14 protein-coding genes are annotated in these 16804 nt (G+C 66.5%); 5 read left to right on the plus strand and 9 right to left on the minus strand.

Annotated elements, in window-relative coordinates; translation table 11 throughout:
* Positions 1 to 308 (plus strand): hypothetical protein (locus ACFFIA_RS32210; protein WP_377258183.1); only part of this gene is annotated, 308 nt, incomplete at its 5' end.
* 59 nt (positions 309 to 367) lie between these two features.
* On the opposite strand, the gene ACFFIA_RS32215 is transcribed toward ACFFIA_RS32210, so the two are convergent.
* Positions 368 to 1237: a hypothetical protein gene (locus ACFFIA_RS32215; RefSeq protein WP_377258185.1), complete on the minus strand. Its 870-nt coding sequence runs from the start codon at positions 1235 to 1237 to the stop codon at positions 368 to 370.
* A 534-nt stretch (positions 1238 to 1771) separates the two neighbouring features.
* Here ACFFIA_RS32215 and ACFFIA_RS32220 point away from each other — a divergent pair.
* Together ACFFIA_RS32220 and ACFFIA_RS32225 are read left to right on the plus strand one after the other, a co-directional pair.
* Positions 1772 to 2554, plus strand: coding sequence for a hypothetical protein (locus ACFFIA_RS32220; RefSeq protein ID WP_377258188.1), 783 nt, complete (start codon positions 1772 to 1774; stop codon positions 2552 to 2554).
* A 463-nt stretch (positions 2555 to 3017) separates the two neighbouring features.
* Positions 3018 to 3767 carry a hypothetical protein gene (locus ACFFIA_RS32225; protein ID WP_377258191.1) on the plus strand — a complete coding sequence of 250 codons (750 nt, stop codon included), beginning with the start codon at positions 3018 to 3020 and terminating at the stop codon, positions 3765 to 3767.
* Positions 3768 to 4076: 309 nt separating this feature from the next.
* Here ACFFIA_RS32225 and ACFFIA_RS32230 read toward each other — a convergent pair whose 3' ends face one another.
* The 5 genes from ACFFIA_RS32230 to ACFFIA_RS32250 form a co-directional block, all read right to left on the minus strand.
* Positions 4077 to 5564, minus strand: a complete 1488-nt coding sequence (locus ACFFIA_RS32230; protein WP_377258194.1) for a recombinase family protein — start codon at positions 5562 to 5564, stop codon at positions 4077 to 4079.
* 22 nt (positions 5565 to 5586) lie between these two features.
* On the minus strand, positions 5587 to 6624 hold the full coding sequence (locus ACFFIA_RS32235) for a carbon-nitrogen hydrolase family protein (RefSeq protein WP_377258197.1): 1038 nt from the start codon (positions 6622 to 6624) through the stop codon (positions 5587 to 5589).
* Positions 6617 to 7429, minus strand: a complete 813-nt coding sequence (locus tag ACFFIA_RS32240; RefSeq protein WP_377258199.1) for a class I SAM-dependent methyltransferase — start codon at positions 7427 to 7429, stop codon at positions 6617 to 6619. Before ACFFIA_RS32240 ends, ACFFIA_RS32235 begins: the two co-directional genes overlap by 8 nt.
* A 90-nt stretch (positions 7430 to 7519) precedes the next feature.
* Positions 7520 to 10144: an ATP-binding protein gene (locus ACFFIA_RS32245; protein ID WP_377258202.1), complete on the minus strand. Its 2625-nt coding sequence runs from the start codon at positions 10142 to 10144 to the stop codon at positions 7520 to 7522.
* 1638 nt (positions 10145 to 11782) lie between these two features.
* Positions 11783 to 12019 (minus strand): hypothetical protein, encoded by a 237-nt coding sequence (locus ACFFIA_RS32250; RefSeq protein WP_377258205.1) that lies wholly within the window; start codon positions 12017 to 12019, stop codon positions 11783 to 11785.
* Between the two features lie 380 nt (positions 12020 to 12399).
* Between ACFFIA_RS32250 and ACFFIA_RS32260 the strand changes: the two genes are divergently transcribed.
* A complete protein-coding gene (locus ACFFIA_RS32260; protein ID WP_377258219.1) occupies positions 12400 to 12594 on the plus strand; it encodes a hypothetical protein in 195 nt (64 codons plus the stop codon).
* Positions 12595 to 12948: 354 nt separating this feature from the next.
* Here ACFFIA_RS32260 and ACFFIA_RS32265 read toward each other — a convergent pair whose 3' ends face one another.
* From ACFFIA_RS32265 to ACFFIA_RS32275, 3 genes are all read right to left on the minus strand, one after another.
* Positions 12949 to 13683 carry a DUF998 domain-containing protein gene (locus ACFFIA_RS32265; protein WP_377258211.1) on the minus strand — a complete coding sequence of 245 codons (735 nt, stop codon included), beginning with the start codon at positions 13681 to 13683 and terminating at the stop codon, positions 12949 to 12951.
* Between the two features lie 163 nt (positions 13684 to 13846).
* A complete protein-coding gene (locus ACFFIA_RS32270) occupies positions 13847 to 14050 on the minus strand; it encodes a hypothetical protein (RefSeq protein WP_377258222.1) in 204 nt (67 codons plus the stop codon).
* Positions 14051 to 14422: 372 nt separating this feature from the next.
* The gene (locus tag ACFFIA_RS32275) at positions 14423 to 15244 is read right to left on the minus strand and encodes an NAD(P)H-binding protein (RefSeq protein WP_377258213.1); all 822 of its coding nucleotides are present in this window, start codon (positions 15242 to 15244) and stop codon (positions 14423 to 14425) included.
* Between the two features lie 81 nt (positions 15245 to 15325).
* Between ACFFIA_RS32275 and ACFFIA_RS32280 the strand changes: the two genes are divergently transcribed.
* The gene (locus tag ACFFIA_RS32280) at positions 15326 to 16258 is read left to right on the plus strand and encodes an AraC family transcriptional regulator (protein ID WP_377258216.1); all 933 of its coding nucleotides are present in this window, start codon (positions 15326 to 15328) and stop codon (positions 16256 to 16258) included.
* Positions 16259 to 16804 lie beyond the last annotated feature (546 nt).

Raw genomic sequence — 16804 nt, forward strand, 5'->3', positions numbered from 1 at the left:
CCAACTCCCGCAACGCCAACCACGCGCCGGCTAACGATCATGACCAAGCACTACTAGGCGACCGGGCGCCCACCGGCGAGGCAACGCCGACGGGTGAGCCCGCCCCCGACAACCCGCACGCGAGCACACCCGGCCATCCGGACGCACGGGGGACGTTACCGATGGCCCGCTACCTTCTCGACCTCGCGACCGAAGACGAGGTCCAAGCACTCGCCGCGCAGGCACCGCCCATGACCGAAGACCAACGCGCCAGGCTCTCCCGGTTGCTGCGTCTCAACCGGCGCAGACGCATCGACCCGGCCGCGTAGCCGGTGCCGGGCGCCACGACAACCCTCGTCGCGGCGCCCGGCACGGCAACGGCGGCGATCTATCGTGTGGGTGCGGATGCCAGCGCGGTGTAGATGGTGGGGAACACCCAGTTGACGATGCGAGAGTGCCAGCTTCCGAGAAGTTGGACGACGTCCTGCCCGGCGTTGGGGTTCGCATGCCGGGCGGGGTCGTCGGTCAGCGTGAGGTTGAACTCGTATGACAGCTCGTCTCCCTGTCCTTCGTCGGTGCCGTCGACGTAGAGCAGGATGGAGCCGTCGGCGACTGTGCCGTCACCTCGGTACGCCTTGCGCTGGGACTCGCCGTTGCTGCCCCAGTAGATGATCTCCGGCCACCAGGCTGTGACCGTCAGTCGCCGGTGCTTGTCAATGTTCCACAGCGCATCGAGGCGGGTCAGCTCGTCCCAGGCAACGCGATCTACGCTGTCGTTGAGGTCGATGTTGAGCTCTCGCGCTTGGTCGGCTAGCCAGAACGGCTGGACTCGGCGAAGTGCGGTCCGGGATCGGGCGTCGAAGAGTGTGCTGCGCCGCTTGTTTTCGGTGAAGAACTCCTCGAAGCTCTCGGGTGTTGGCCGGATGGGGAACGTGGTGGCCCGCTCCTCGGTGGGTGTCAGAGCCGCCCCGCGGGTTCGCTGCGCCAGCTCGTACGCCACGCATTCCAGGGCCGAGCGAAGGTTGTGTAGCACGTCGCCGACGATCGCCGACAGATCAGCCGGGATGGGCTCGCGGAACTTGAGCCGGTAGGCCAAGCGCCCGGGAGTGTCGGTGGGTTCGGGCGTCAGAGCGAACGGGCGGCGGCTGCGAAACGCGTCCACTTCTTGCCGCAGTTCGGTCAGATGGCGGGCAGCGCGACGCGCCTTCACGTTCCAAGGCGCGGAAGCATCAAGCCAGGTCGGATCAAGCTGGACCACAAGCTAATGATGCTCGCCGTGTCGACCGGTTTGATGGCGACACGACGGATTGGGTCGCGTTCCGACCGGCGTCACCGAGAAGGAAGGACCTGATGTCCGTCGGGCGCTCGCCAGGGCGCAGCCGTCCTCCACTGCCAGCAGCGTGCCGAGCTGGAGGTTCTCCTTGACCAGCCGGCAGTGACCCAGGTCCCGCCACCCTCGCCGTCGGTGAGGCCGACTTCGCGGAGACCCGAATCAGCGAACTCGGCGGCAGCGCCTAGCGTCGGCGGTGTGCGGAACGAGATCGGTACCTTCTTCGGCCTCGCCGTCCAGGCGTCGGTGCTTGATCACGGGGCTCCAGACCCTCCGACCCTACGGGCTGGCACTGGACTGCTCACTGGACGAGCTGCCGTAAGCGATGATGGTCGGGTGTCGAACGCCTCACCTAGCACCGGGCCGATTGAGCATCGAACCCCTACAGAGGGCACGATCAAGCAACTGTATGGAACGGCATGGAGGTGCGGGGAGCCTTCCTGTAAAAGGCCCCTATATCGGTTGAACGATGACACCGGCGAGTACATCCTCAACAGCCGGATCGCCCACATACACGCCCGTAGCCCGGGCGGCCCACGCTGGGACCCGGACATGTCCGAGGCGGCTAACCGGGACGCGTCGAATTTGATCCCTCTGTGCGAGACCCACGCGTGGGAGATTGATCAAACTCCGCAGCATTTCACCGCTGACATGCTGCGCGAGTGGAAGAAGAAACAACTCGCCGAGTATCAGACTGTGCAACGTTCTTGGACCCTGACTGACGCCGAAGTGACAGACGTCGTCACTGCGTCCTTCACTACGCTGGAAGAACGGCTTCTTAGCGGCATCTATGCAGCGGCGGAATCCGCCCGGCAGGAAGAACGGCGTCAACGACAGCGGTTGCTTATTGCGGACATGGTTCACGCCGCCAACAGGTGGACCGAAATGATGCAAATAGTCGCCACCCTGAGCGCAAGAAATGGTTGGAAAACGCGCGATATTATCGAGTGGGTGAACACCGATAGCGGGCGTGCGATGGCGAGCAACATGGAACTCATCAGGTCGAACGCACGAAAGCTTCGCTTCGAAACAAGGCATCCCGATCTGCTAGCGGCGCTCGATGCGGCGGAAACTTCCGTAGGCAACCCGGAGGTCTTTGCCCCGGTCTGGAGTGGATCTCCTACCAAAGCCGAGGAGCGCACGGTCATCTACCGACACCTCAACCACGTTAAGCGAGTCTTTCTAGATTTTGAAAAGATCGGGATCAAGGTGCTGGCCGACCCGCCACCCGAAGGCATGCCATAGCACGCCGAGCGTCCTTGGTGCAGATAAAGCTAGGTACGAGGCATAGAGACATGATCAGACGCGCCATCAGCCGGGACTGGCTGAACCGATTACCCGCAGGTGTAGATACGCTACGTGATTCGTCCCCCGGGCATCCGCCGTCGAGGATTGATGCCTACATGCGTTACGCGATACCCGGGCCGAGCTATAGAACAACGAGCAAGGAGAGTAGTTCATGCGGGCTCGCGACATGGAAGTCTGGACGCGCAGAATACTAGAACAACTTGACCAGGGAGCAACCGTTGAGGACAGCCGAGTCGAGCTAAAGCGAGATTGGCCGGTTGAGGCCAACAAGGCTGCTAGACGTCTAGGCGCCCTCTGTAATGTGAACGCAGGCGAGACGGTACTTTGGCTCGTTGGCGTAGACGAGAGCCGTGGTCCCGTCGGAGCCTCGCCTCTAGACATTGCTAATTGGTGGCAGCGCGTGTCAGCGGAATTCGACGGCGAATCGCCGCAGATGAAAGATGTCGTCGTTGACTTCGGTGGAGTGAGTGTTGTTGCATTGGCACTCGACGCAGAGCGCGCGCCATTCGTCGTAAAAAATCAAGTGTACGGTCAGCCGCATGGTGGTGCCGTTAGTTTTGAGGTGCCCTGGCGAGAGGGAACAAGCGTCCGATCCGCAAGCCGAGCAAACCTTCTTCGACTCCTGGTTCCGCAGGGAACCCTGCCTACCATCGACATGATTGAGAGTAGCGGCTGGCTCAGACGTCGCGCGGAAGGAAATGTGTCGATGGGTTTTACCGTGACGTGCTATGCGGTGGTCCCCATGGGGGCATCCGTAATCTTGCCGAATCATCAAGCAGAGGCCACGGCGTTTATCGACGGAGTGGAGGGAGAAGTCGATCTAGCGGTCGATTTTCTTGCACAAAAGACCTCGGGACTTATTTGGGGTCGTCGTTCCGAGCCGGATTCTCGCATACATACTGTTCTTCAAGGTGACGAACAGATCATTATTGAAGGACCGGGATTCTTCCGGTGGTCGGTGCACGCCGACATCCCGATAGTAAGCACTCTTGCGGAAGTCGGCAAGATAGCGATGAGGTCAACGGTGAGGCCAGCTGGAATTGACAGAAAGATTGCCATAGATGTAACGAACCCAACCTTCAAGATCGATGTATCGTCCCAAGGTGATCAATCGGGAGAATGGCAAAGAACGCGACCGAATGTCCCGTGAGCGTATGTCTCGTTGCCGCCGGCCCGGCCGGGTCGCTGAGGGCTGATACCGGCGTGCTACCGCCGTTTGACCGGCACCTGGTCGACGTCGAAGTGTGGCTGCACCGCCGGGGGCAAAGGATGAGCGGATCTTGGTGCGGATATCCGGCAAAGTGAAGCCGTCGCAGGCCAAGAAGTTCGAGGCTGTCGTGGTGGCGTTGTAGTGCCTTCCACGGCCGGCCTACCTGGCGGTCGGAAAGTTGGCCGGCGTCGAAGGCCCTAGAAGCATGTCCCCCCTCGTCGCGGCGCCCGGCACTCTGCCTGTGAACGGCTACCCGGCCGTACTGTCCTCGGACTCTGGGCCGAACTTCCACGTCCACTCCAAGCGGTGCGCACCGAACGGAGAGCGGTCGCCCTTGTGCCGGGCCGGCAACAGCTTGATGTCCGCCACCGTGCGGATGATCTCCCGCTTCACACCTACCTCGTCGCCCAGCTCGGCCCACGCCGTCACGGCTTGCGGGCCGATCCGGCCGCGTAGCACAGGCGGGATCCCCGCCTCGGCCGCGCGGGCGTCGTGCTCGGCGATCTGCCTCTCCAAGCCCTTGGAGATCCGCACGAAGTCGATTGCCTTGACCTCACCGGACTCCGCCAGCTTCTTGTAGTCCTCCAAGTCCGCCCGCAAGCGTTCCGCCTCGGCGCGGGCGTGCGACACCTGCTCATCCCCGACCCCGGAGGACAGGTCCTCGAACACCTCCGGACGGGCCAGCCACGCCACCACGACGCGTTGCACGTACTCGTCCAGGAACTCCGCCTTCACCGCCGCACAACGCTTCTTCAGGCAGGAGTAGACGCGGCCGGACCAGCCGTGCCGGGACACGTTGGACGAGGAGATCGGCCCACCACAGACCCCGCACAACACGATGTAGGACAGCAGGTGCACGGCCCGTCCCGCCCGGGTGGTCGTCCGGGACGGGTCCTCCAACAACCGAACGGACGCCCAGAAGACCTCTTCATCCACCAGCGCAGGCCAGATCCCGTCCCCGACCACCTCACCCCGGAACACCCGCTTGCCGATGTAAGCCGGGTTCATCGCGATCTTCCGGATGATCCCCCGCAGCCACCGCGCCCCCCGTGGAGACGGGATGCCGCTGGCGTTCAACGACTGCTCGATGGTGATCAGCGGGGTGCCGCCGGACACCTTCTCGAAGATCTCCCGCACCACCCCGGCGTGCGTGTACTCGGTGACCGTGCCGTCCTCGGCGGTCGTCTGCCGGATCTCGATGTCCGGCTCCTGCCGCTCCAACGCCTTGGTGCGCTGGTGATAGATCCGCCGATAGCCGTAGGTCACGGTGCCGTGCGGGCGGCCGGCCTCGGCCGCGCCGACGATGCCGCGCAGCACGTTGTCCCGGATCGAGTCGGCCATCCACTCCGCCTGCACGGCTTGGAAGCCGAGCATCATCCGGTCGTTCTTGTCCCGCAGATCGAACAAGACCCCGCCCACGAGCCAGAAGAACAAACCGACCTCGTGACACATGTCCCGGATCTGCACGTACACGGCGAGGTCGCGTTCCTTGCGGGACATCTCCCAAATCACGAGGACATCGCCCTTGCCCTTACGGATGGCCTCGATCAGCAGCTCGAACTTCTCCCGCTCCTTGGTCGCGTGCCGGCTGGCTGAGCGGTCGTTGTCGGTGAACGACCCGGCATCCGTCCACCCGTGGGCGTTGATCTCCTTGACGTTCAGCTTGCCCTGGTCGTGAACGCTCTTGCCCTGTTCCTTCTTGTCCTGGCTGGCCCGCTGGTACCGCAGGGCGCGCACCTCGGCGCCACCGGCCAGCAGCTCAGCCTTCGTCCCGAACCGGCCCGCCCGGTTCCCTGTCCGCGATCCCCGTCGTACCATCGGATCCGTCCCCTTTAGATCGACGTCCGTTGCTACTAACATCGACCTTAGCATCTAACGAATCCTGGGAGTCGTCGACGGTCAGCCGGAAGACGTCGGGCCGGTTGTAGTGGCCGGCCGGATCGAAAAGGCGCCGGCGGGCCCGGCCGGAGGAGAGGTCGAGGGTGGCGTAGAGAATGCCTTCCTCACGGACCAGCGGGCCGGCCAGCACGGAGGTGTCCGGGGCGACGATGACCGAGTACCCCTCAAGGATCCACTCGCCACGCGGATGGTCCGGTCGCCACAGCCGTTCCCGGTCGGGCACGCTGTCGGGAACGTCCGCGAAGCGGATAGCCGGGCCGACGCCGATGACGTGGCAGACGCCTTCCCGGGCGATGTGGCGCATGCTGGCCACCCACGGCTCATGCGTGGCCAGCGTCGGTGCCACCCAGATCTCGATGCCTTGGGCGTACAGCGTGAAGCGGGCCAGCGGCATGAAGTTCTCCCAGCAGATCAGCCCGCCGAGCCGGCCCGCGCCGGTGTCGTGTACCCGCAGGTCGGAGCCGTCGCCCATGCCCCACACCAACCGTTCGGCGTGGGTCGGTACAAGCTTGCGGTGCTTTCCGAGCAGCCGCCCGTCCGGGTCGAAGTACAGGATGGAGTTGTAGACCGTGCCGCCGTGCTCCTCGCGTTCGTTCACCCCCATCACGAGGTGTACGCCCGCGTCCCGGGCGGCCTCGCCCAGGCGGTCGGTGACCGGCCCGGGGACCACCACCGACTGCTCCAGCAGCCGCAGGTGCCAAACCGCGTCCTCGCCCGGTAACACCTCGTCGATCCAGACCGGCGGGCCGGGCAGGAAGGCTTCCGGAAACACCAGCAGCCGGGCTCCGTTCGCGGCCGCGGTCTCGATCAGCTTCGTCGCCTTCGCCAGGCTGGCTTCCAGGTCGAGCAGCACAGGCGCGGCCTGGATCGCGGCCACCCTGACCGCCGGCTCAGGCATCGGAGCCGGCCTGCTTCGTGATGACCGCCTCCAGGTAGTCCATCCGGAGCACCAGCGTCTCGTCGCCGGAGACATTGAACTGCTTGACCACGTCGAGCATGTCGGCCCGTAGATCGGCGGCGCGGTCGACCGCCACCGCCGCGGCGGCTCGGTTGGTCGGGCCGTAGAACGTCGTGAAGAACTCCACCTGATGTTCCGCGGATGGGAACCGCCAGTGGAAGCTTCGACGTGGCGCCGAGATGGTCACGTCGGGCCCGAACAGCTCGCGCAGCCGATTGGCATCGCCCCACAGCACCGGCGGCCGGAGCCCGGGCGGCGGCGGCACGTACCGGCCGATGGTGCGAAACAGCTCACCGACGTAGCTGTCCGGGGTCCAGTTGACCATCCCGATCCTTCCGCCGGGCCGGCAGACCCGCAGCAGCTCTTTCGCAGTCCGCTCCTGGTCGGGCGCGAACATGGCACCGCAGGTCGACAGCACCACGTCGAACGAGGCGTCCGGGAACGGCAGCGACTCCGCGTCCGCCTCCTCGAACGTCACGTCGAGACCTTCGGCGTCCGCGCGCCGTCGTGCCCGGTCCAGCAGGGCGGGGACGAAGTCGACACCCACGCTCTTGCCGAAGCGGCGGGCCGCGGCCAGGGCAGCGTTGCCGTTGCCGCAGGCCACATCCAGCACCAGTTCGCCGGCGCGGAGGTCAACGGCCTCACATAGCAGCTCGGCAACCGGCAGTAGCCGGGTCCCGACGGCCGCGTAGTCGCCCGCGGCCCACGTGGCCTGCTGCCGCTGCTTGATCGTTGCGATGTCCATGGGTCCCCCCAAATCTCGCGACCCCCTGGTGAGATCGGTCGGCGTTGACGGTAGGACCCGGTCCCCGGGGCGGAGATCGGGAGCGGTTCCCTAGTTTTGGCCGCCCGGCTCCCTATCTTTGACCGGGACGACCCCGAGCCGGCGGGCCGCGGCGGCGGCCTCGTGCCGCGATCGGACGGCCAGTTTGCCGAGCAGCGCCGAGACGTGGTGACCGACGGTCTTGGTCGACAGCGACAGCCGGGCAGCGATCGCCGCGTCGCTCAGCCCTTCGGCCAGCAGCGCGAGCACCTCCACCTGCCGGGCGGTGAGCCTGGCCGGATTGGCGGCAGTCGCCCGGATCGGGCCGCGCGGCAACCGCCGGTGACCGCGCCGCCGCAGATCTTGGCGCACCCGCAGCGCCGCCTGCCGGGCACCCAGACCATCGAGCAGCACCAGCGCCTCCGATGCCGCCTCCTCCCGGTCACCGCAGGCCAGCACCAGCGCCCGCTGGTATGGGCAGCCCATCGCTCGCCACGCCTCTGCCGACGCCTGCCAATCCCCCGCCAGCAGCAGCCGGTACGGCTCGGCGACCACAGCCGGCGTCTCCGGCAGCGCGCCGGCCAGCCACAGCCAGAACGCCAACTCGCCGGTGAACCACGGGTGCGCAGCTCGTACGGCACGCTCGAACAGTGCCGTGGCCTCCTCGGCGATCCGGCCGTCGTCACCGTGCAGCCACGCGTACTCGGCCCGCGCGGCGGCTACCGGCGCGGTCCACTGCAACTCGACCGTGGCGAACCCTCGCTCTGTCGCTTCCTGCAGCGTCGCCGCGGCGGCCGGGTCGCCCCGGCGGGCCTCCAGCAAGGCCAATGGCACCAGGCAGTCCACTACCCGCGCGCCGCCCGCCACCGGCAGGGCCAGCGCTTCGCGCGCGTCCCGCTCGGCACCGGCCCAGTCCCCCAGGTCCAACCGAAGCCGTGCCCGGAACCCCTGCACGTGCTGGATGTACCCGGACAACTCCCGTGCCTGGACGAACGCGAACGCCCGGTCCAGGTCCTGTCGGGCGTGGTGATGGTCGCGCATGACCGCGCTGTCCGTGGACAGGTTGACCAGGGCGCGGGCGGCGTCGTCCACCAAACCGGCGGCCACCGCGACCTCGAACGCCCGCTCCAGGTCCGCCCGTCCGCCCGGGTCGCCGGCCAGGATCCGGGCCGACCCGATGTTGGTCAGTGCGTGGCTGACTGTTTGCTGGTCCTCGAACCGCACCGCCAGCTCGATGGCCCGCTCCGCCCAGCCGATCGCCGCGGTCAAACGGTTGTCGAGCATGTCCAGCTGCGCCTGGTTGCTGTACGCCATCGCCAGCTCGTGGCTGGGCCCCAAGGTCTCGAGTACCGCGATGGCGCGCGCGGCGGCGGCCTCCGCCTCGTGCCGATTGCCGTCCCACCAGTGCAGCCGGGACAGCCAGCGCAGCCCCGCCCCGACCTGCTCCCGGTCACCGAGCCTTTCCCGCAGGCCCACCGCGGCATGGCGGGCCGAGACCGCCTCGACGGAGAGCCCGGAGAGGTAGCACTCCACCGAGTAGCCCTCCAGCAGCTCGGCATGGATCGCCCCAGGCAGCCGGTCGGCATGCCGAAGCACCGCCCGATAGTGCTCAACCGCCTCCCGGTGGGCCGCCACCGCCGCCGCCAGCCGAGCCGCCTCCGGCGCGTACCGCAGCACCGCCTCGACATCTCCGGCCTCACGTGCGTGGTGCACCAGCCGCGCCAGGTCCACATCCCTGCCTTCCAAGCCGGTGAGAACGGCCAGCACCTGCCGGTTCAGCTTTCGACGAACGACAGCCGACAGCGAAGCCTCCACCGCCCGCCGCAGCAGCTCATGCCGAAACCCGACCCCCTCAGGACCGGTGACCAGCAGCCCGGCCGCCACAGCCGGATCGACCGCCATCAGCCCAGACTCCAGCGCCTGCTCCAGGAGCCACAGCTCGGCCCGGGTCGGAACTACCGCGACCAACCGCACCGCCTCCTGCGCCTCGACGGGGAGTCCGACGAACCGCGCCAGGACCAGATCCCGCACCGTCATCGGCACTCCGGCGCCACCGGCCGCGAGCACTTCGGTCACCAGCAGCGGGTTTCCCCCGGTCAGCGCGTGCAGCCCAGTCGCCGGCCGCTCAGACCGAGCCGCGAGCTCCGCGACCGCCGCCTCGGACAGCGGCCCAGGGCGCATCCGCCGCACCACCTCCGGCGGCAGCCGTCCCACGACAGCGCGCAGCGGATGATCCACGCCGAGCTCGTCATCGCGGTACGTGACGATCAACAACGTGCGGATCCGCGCCATTCGCCGCCCCAGGAACAGCAGCAGGTCCAGCGTCGCCTCGTCGGCCCAGTGCGCGTCCTCAATGACCACCACCTGCCGCCGTGACCGCTGGTCCAACTCGTCCAGGAGTGCCGCGAACAGCTGCTCACGAGGACTACCGGCGGCCAACAGATCGGCCAACCGGCCGCCTACCTCCCGGGCCAGGTCATGCAGCGGTCCCAGCGCCCGCGGCGTAAGTAGCGGATCACACACCCCGTACACGAACCGCACCTGCCCGGAAAGCCCTTCGCCGAACCACCGGACCAACGCCGACTTGCCAACACCCGCCTCACCGGCCACCAGCACCACCCGACCGGCCGCCGCCGTTTCCGCCAGGACGCCACCAAGCTCGTCCAGCAACGCCCCACGCTCCAGCAGATCCACCACGAGGCGACGTTAGCGCGGCCCTCAGAGGCGGAGCGCGTAGTCTCCACTCAGGCTGCCGTCGTGGTTACCTCCCGCTGGGCAGCGGGTGGCTGACACGCCGTTTCCGGCGAAAACAGGCAACCGCACTTGCGGCACCATCGCCAGTTGGCTGGACCGCCCGAGCGCAGAATCGACCGGCGGGTAGGCATGGCGGTACCACGGTGGTCTTGAACATCTGGGCAAGCCACGACTGATCGACTCACGTAAACCTCTAGTGATCCAGGGACCCTGAGTGAGCAGCCAAACCTGCAGGTTCCGAACCAGAAAGGTCGACCAGGTGCATAAATAGGACACCGAATAAGTTCGATGTGCGTCGCCGAATCCAGCGTTGGCGGAAGCGATTTCCACCACATACAACTGGCTCCATCACATTTGCTATCAGTAGGCACAGCGGACCTCCATCATGGCGACACCAGCGCCATATGGCAATCCCGCAACCGACAATCCTGCAGCGAAGGCGCTGACAGCGATCCATGCTCGCGTCCTGGCGGCTCGACCACAGTACCGACGCTCGAACCGTTGGTAGCCAGCTCTGGTCCTTTGTGACTGCATGGAGAACCGGGAACGAACCACAGGTATCGACACTCACCCCGTCGCCATGGGTACTCGCCAGCGCCTCGGTCGCCGAGTAGAGGGTTCGTGCGCGTTTACAAGGGATGATTTTGCGCGACTTGCCTTACACGTGATGGACCATCGGTAGCAGCCTGCGTCGCCGTCGAGGTCTTCGTTGTTGATGGGTCGCCGCAGGTGTATTCGGAGGCGTTGCAGTTACCGCCTGCGACGGGGTCGGTGGCGAGAAAGCGGCCATGCGTGGGCTATAGAGGCGCCCATGAGGATGAGACCGCCGAGGGCATTGGTGGAGCGTTGCTTGCGCCGAGCCAGCCGTAGCGGTCGGGTGCCTGGCCGTCGACGATGCCGTACTCGTCGGCGCGGCAGTAGGTACCAGGCTCGCTAAAGCCAATTTCCCCAAAGACCAATCAAGTCAAGCCTAGAAAGCGAGGTTCACGCACTCAATCCGGCTTGCGAGATTTGCTTCTCGTGACCAACACATAGATGATCCACGGCATCATGGAAGAAATTGCAAGAAAGGGGGCGATATCCCAATCGATGACGCCAAGGAACGCTAAAGCCCCAACGGCAGCCCAGGTTACAAAGGCAGTGACCCTCAGAGCGACAGCTACCCGCGACGCCATGTGCCTCCTATCGACGACCGTACATGTAACCCAACCCAATACTATCTGCCGGAACAACGACAGCCTAGGCACCTTGGAACGGTCGGGGTCTCTTCGCAGTTCACCGATCGCGATAGCTCCGCCAAGGGGATCACTTGCGATGTCTCGTGAGTCCTCCCCCGCAGCGATCCAGGCCGACGACAGTCTCGTCCTGCTCGCGCCCGGCGATCGTGGGCGACCCGTCTGGTGGTGGTGGCCTCTGCCCAGGGCTGGCGGCGGGGTCAAGGTCGACGCGGCCTTGGGCCCTGGAGACAAGCGGACGTTGTGTAATCCAGCGGACGACCTATGTGCGATGCCAACCGTACCGCCTGCGGACGCGACCGCCGCAAGTCGCGTCCTGCCAGGCTTGAGATGCTTGCCGCCAAGCCTATACACCTTCGTCGCGATCAGATTCGGTGTGTCGTTCCTTGCGCACCCGCGTGAAGTAAATCGTCGCCGCAAGACACGCCAAGGACATCAGGATGGCGGCATCCGACCATTCGAACCAGTTCCTCCAGAATCCCAGGATCGCGAAGGCCGCAACCACGAAAGGACCAATCTGGAAGAATCGCCTTATGCGCGCTTCGTCACCCAACAGGTCCACAATCCGGCGCCAGAAGCTCATTACCACCCTCTCTTGTTATGCACCTAGCAGTACACATCGGATACCAATGAACCAGTAACTGCCGCGACGCAACAACATTGTTGTCCTGACAGCCTTCCAACGCTGGCCGGCGACAAACGTTGCCCAGGAAATCGCGCTGGACCACCAGTTACCCCACAAATAGGTACTACGCCGAGATGCGGCCTCGACCCGCGACTGAATGTCTTGAAGTTCCCCTCCGGCGTCCACAACTAGCCGGTAAGCGTCGTTGTCGTCCTCACTATCGAGCAGTGCAAGCAGTAGGTGCGATGTGCCGACCTGACCGAGTCCACCAACAACCTGGCAGGTACCGCTGATCCGGCCTGTCCGCGGTACCGAGGACCGGCACGCTCCCGGCGACCGTGACCGTCCTTGCCAGCCACACCAGCCACGCACGCTCGCTGGCCATGGCCACCGTCGCCGCCGTACTGGCTCCGCACGCCGGCCTGTTCGTCGACCTCAACGTCGACCCGCAGGCCGCCCGCCGATCGGCGCCGCAGGCACCGAACCCGACACTGATCGCGAACCGCAGCGGCGGCTGTGGCGGGTACCGGTGACCGTGGCCGGCCATATCGACATCGCCGCGGAGGACCACCTGCCTGCTCCGGTGCTCGCCCTGGCGACCATTTCGGCCGTCTCGCCCCGCACCCCCTCATCGAGGTCCACGATACGGCGGCGACCTGCGTCGCCTGCGAGCCGATCACCACGGCCGCCGTCAACTGACCACGGCCGTGTCGGGGTAGACAGCCCAGTCACGGCAGCACGGCCGGGCGATCCACCGCCTCAGCGACCGTCCGATCCAGCACATCGCCACCGCCGCTGCAGCGTCGAATTCCCGGACCGGCTGGTACGGCACCCAGGCCGCAGTGAACTCAGCGGTCACGCCGGTCGCCGCCTGTCCCATCAGAGGATTATCCTTCCCGTTCGATCCGGCGCAGTCCGACCGCCGCGACGACGAGCCAGCCGACGTAGGCCCACACCATGACCCGCTCGGCGAGACCGGCGACGGTCGACCACGCTCCGACCGCCAAGGATGGGCCGCCCATTACGTCGAAGAACGTAATCATGAATAGTACGAAAGCGACCACCGACAGTGCCGCCGTGACGGCCAGTCCGCCGGCGAGCGGACGCCACCGGTGATCCCGGCGCCACACCCGGCTGAGCACGACCGTAGCTGGGGGCAATGTCGCGAAGGCGAGCAGCGCGGCGACCCCGTGCAGCGTGCCTGCCATGGTCGGCGGTTGGTCCCACTGGCCGGGCGGATCGGTGGGGAACACGCCGGCAACCAACAGGCCGGCGGTCCAGACACCGAGCAGCGCCAGGCCTGCGCGGCTACCCTGGGTGTACGCGGCAGCCAGCCATGTCAGCGTCCCGGAGGCGACGGCCATGCTCAGCGTGCCGAGCGGAACCAACCACCCACCACGCGGAGCGTGGACGTAGTGGCTGATCATCGCCTCGGCCGGACTCCAATCCGGGTTGATCACGTCGGCTACGGCGAAGCCGATCAGCGGCAGGACCAGCCCACCTAAAACGCTGTCCACGGCGATCCGGCGGCCGGTACGAGGCGGGCGCCGCGCCGTGGCCGGCTGAATCGCCTCCGGCCCCCTCTGCGCCGGCGAGGTACGGGTCGGATCAGTGCTGAACATGGAGCCTCCTCAATCGGGGTGCTCCGACGCTATGGAAATCCCGGCCTGTACCGCGTCGTCCAGCGAATGTCACCTTGATCGACGACAATCGAGTACTGCCTACATCAATTGGTGTAGGCGTCGCCCGCTCCCTGACACCCCAGTCCCGACAACCGAGTACCGGTCAGTCGACAGCGGTGTCAACCGACAACAACGCTGCGGCGGCCAGATCGACGCCGAAATGCGCGTCGTAGGCGTCCGGTGTGAGGGCGACCTCGTCGGTGGCATAGACGCCGAAGCGCTGAATGCGCGCGGTCAAGTACGGCGAGAGCACCGCCAGATCCTCACCAGTCATCAGGCCACCAACCCCGACGCAGTAGATCAACATCTCATCAAGATGGCACGACTTCCATATCGGCCGCCGTCCGCGCGAGAAGCGCGTTCCGGTGCCACCTTCACTGAGATGGCTCATTCCAACTGGCAACATCCGCCCAGAATCACTGAGACAGCAACCCCCGGCCCGTCTCACAACACCTGTCGCACCCCAGCTCAGGACTTGATCATTTGCCAACTCAGACGGGAATGGACACCCGCGCAGGCCCCGGTCAGGCGGGCAAGGGCCACCACGCCCGGAGCAATTCGTCGACATGTTCCTGCTGGACCCGAAGTTCTGGAACTCGTGGTAATGAAGCCGTAGAGCTGGCGGCACTGTGGACGTGAACGACGACGGCGGCACCGCCGTCGTTCACGCCGTGGAGGGCTATGCACCCCGAATCGCCTCGGCGAAGGTTCGTGGTGGGCGGCCGAGGACGCGCTGCACACCGTCCGACACGTGTGCGTCCTTGCCCAGGCGCAGTGACTCGGCCACGTTGGCGAACGCTTCGGCGTCCGTGGCCGGTACACCCTGGTTCAGGAGCTCGGCGACGTACTCTCGCCTCGATAGCGGCACGTAGCGGATGGTGCGGCCGGTGGCCTCGGAGAAGGTGGCGGCCACTTCGGTGAGTGTCACAGCGTTTGGGCCGGACAGCTCGTAGGTCTGGCCGGTGTGGCCGTCCTCGGTGAGGGCGGCGACCACCACTGCGGCGACGTCGTCGGCGTCGAGGAAACTGGCGGCGCCGTCACCGGCGGGCAGGCGCAGCTCACCGGCTCGGACGGCGTTGGCGTAGATGCCTTCGGTGAAGGTCTGCGCGAACCAGCCGGGGCGGCTGATCGTCCACTCCAGCCCGCTGTCGCGTACGGCGGCTTCGCTGTCGAGCGCTGCTTCCCGGATGCCTGCGCTGCCCTGGATGTAGTCGGGATCGTCGAGGCCGCGGCCTGAGGCCAGGACGATGCGCCGCACTCCGTGGCGCACCGCGCTGTCGACGAACGGGCGAACGAGCCGGCTGCCGTTGAGCTGTACCAGGTAGAGCGCGCGCACGCCGTCGAGCGCGGCGTCCCAGGTGCCGGGTTCGGTCCAGTTGAACAGATGCTCGCCGGTGCGGGACGCCGCGCGCACCGGTATCCCGCGGGCGCGTAGGCGGGTGACGATGCGGCGTCCGGACTTGCCGGTGGCCCCGGTGACGAGGATCGGTTGTGTGTTCATGACCCGAGCCAACCGGGATGAGACGCGAGGATCCATGCTCTGGACGATCTGACCGATGTCACGACGTCTACACTCGGGGCGGTGGATGCGGTCTCCGAACTGCTGGCGGACGTGTGGGGCCGCGGTGCGGTGTTCCGGCCGACGGTCCTGCGACCGCCCTGGGCGCTGCGGATGTCCACCGGTGCCCCGCTGATGCTGGCCATGATGCTGCGAGGCCACGCCTGGGTGGTCGCCGACGGGCGGGATCCGGTGCGCATCGCCGAGGGCGACATCGCCGTTGTGCGCGGCGACGTGCCGCACGCCGTGGCCGACGCCCCGTCGTCGGCCCTGTCGTCGGGCCCGACGTGGACGGTCACCGCAGCCGACTACTGCCCCGGCGGCACCGGGCCCACGCGTACCTGCGCCAGGCGGGACGACAACGGCCCCGACGACAACCCCGTGCTGCTCAGCGGGGCGTTCGCACGCCGGGGTGGGCTCAACGGCCGCTTACAGCACGCCCTGCCCGCCCTCCTGGTCGTACCCGCCGCCGGCAACGCGGTCCCGTCGGCGGAAGCGATGGCCGAGGAGGTAACCCGCAACCGGCCGGGGCAGAAGCTGGTGCTGGAACGGTTGCTGGACCTGATCCTGGTCTCGGCGCTACGTGGGTGGTTCGACGACGCCCCGGGCTGGTGCCGCGCGCTGGACGACCCGTGGGTGGGCAGCGCCCTGCGGTTGATGCACGACAGTCCGGCGCACCCGTGGACTGTGGCCGAGCTCGCCGCGAAGACCGGGGTGTCGCGGGCAGCGTTCGCCCGCCGCTTCACAGCGCTGGTCGGCGAACCGCCGATGACCCACCTGACAGGCTGGCGGATCGCCCTCGCCGTTGAGCTGCTGCGCGACACCGACCTGACCGTCGACGCGATCGCCCGGCGGGTCGGCTACTCCGGGGCGTTCGCGTTGAGCGTGGCGTTCAAACGAGTACGCGGCTCGCGGCCCAGCGACCACCGCCGACCGGACCCGCAATCAAGACGCTGAACGACACACCCACGGCAGCCAACGTCGCCCGCCCGCGCGACGACGCTGGTACGACTACACCAGTCCAGGTAAACCGTCTGTGAGTGGCCCAGCAAAAGCTCTCCAGCCGTGATCACTTTTCGTTGACAAAGAGCAGTTCATACAACCAAAGGGACCATATGTTCGAATCCCCGTTTATGATCCGAGCTGTCCAGGGGCGGTCCCACGCCTCAAGGCCGCCTGCTTGCTCTTGCGCATGTCCATGACCAACCGGCTGTTGCCGCCAAACTGTCCTATCTCTTCGGCGAAGCGGCCTGTCCACGCTGTCATGCAGCGTTCTGGGTTTCCCAGGCGTTCGTCTGACTCCAAACGCAGGCCCCAGCCGCGATGCGAGCCGCTGTTGCAGGCCATGGCGGCCCGCCAGCGGTGCTTTAAGGATCATGTCAAGCATCAGGAGGGACGCGAATGTCAAGGATGCCCCAGGACATACGCGTGGGCGTGAAGCAGATTCAGCCGCGTACGGGGCGGCGAACCCGGGCCGGTTAGGCAGGTGGCTGGTCAGGATGC

Source organism: Phytohabitans kaempferiae (assembly GCF_042433955.1).
Classification (GTDB): domain Bacteria; phylum Actinomycetota; class Actinomycetes; order Mycobacteriales; family Micromonosporaceae; genus Phytohabitans; species Phytohabitans kaempferiae.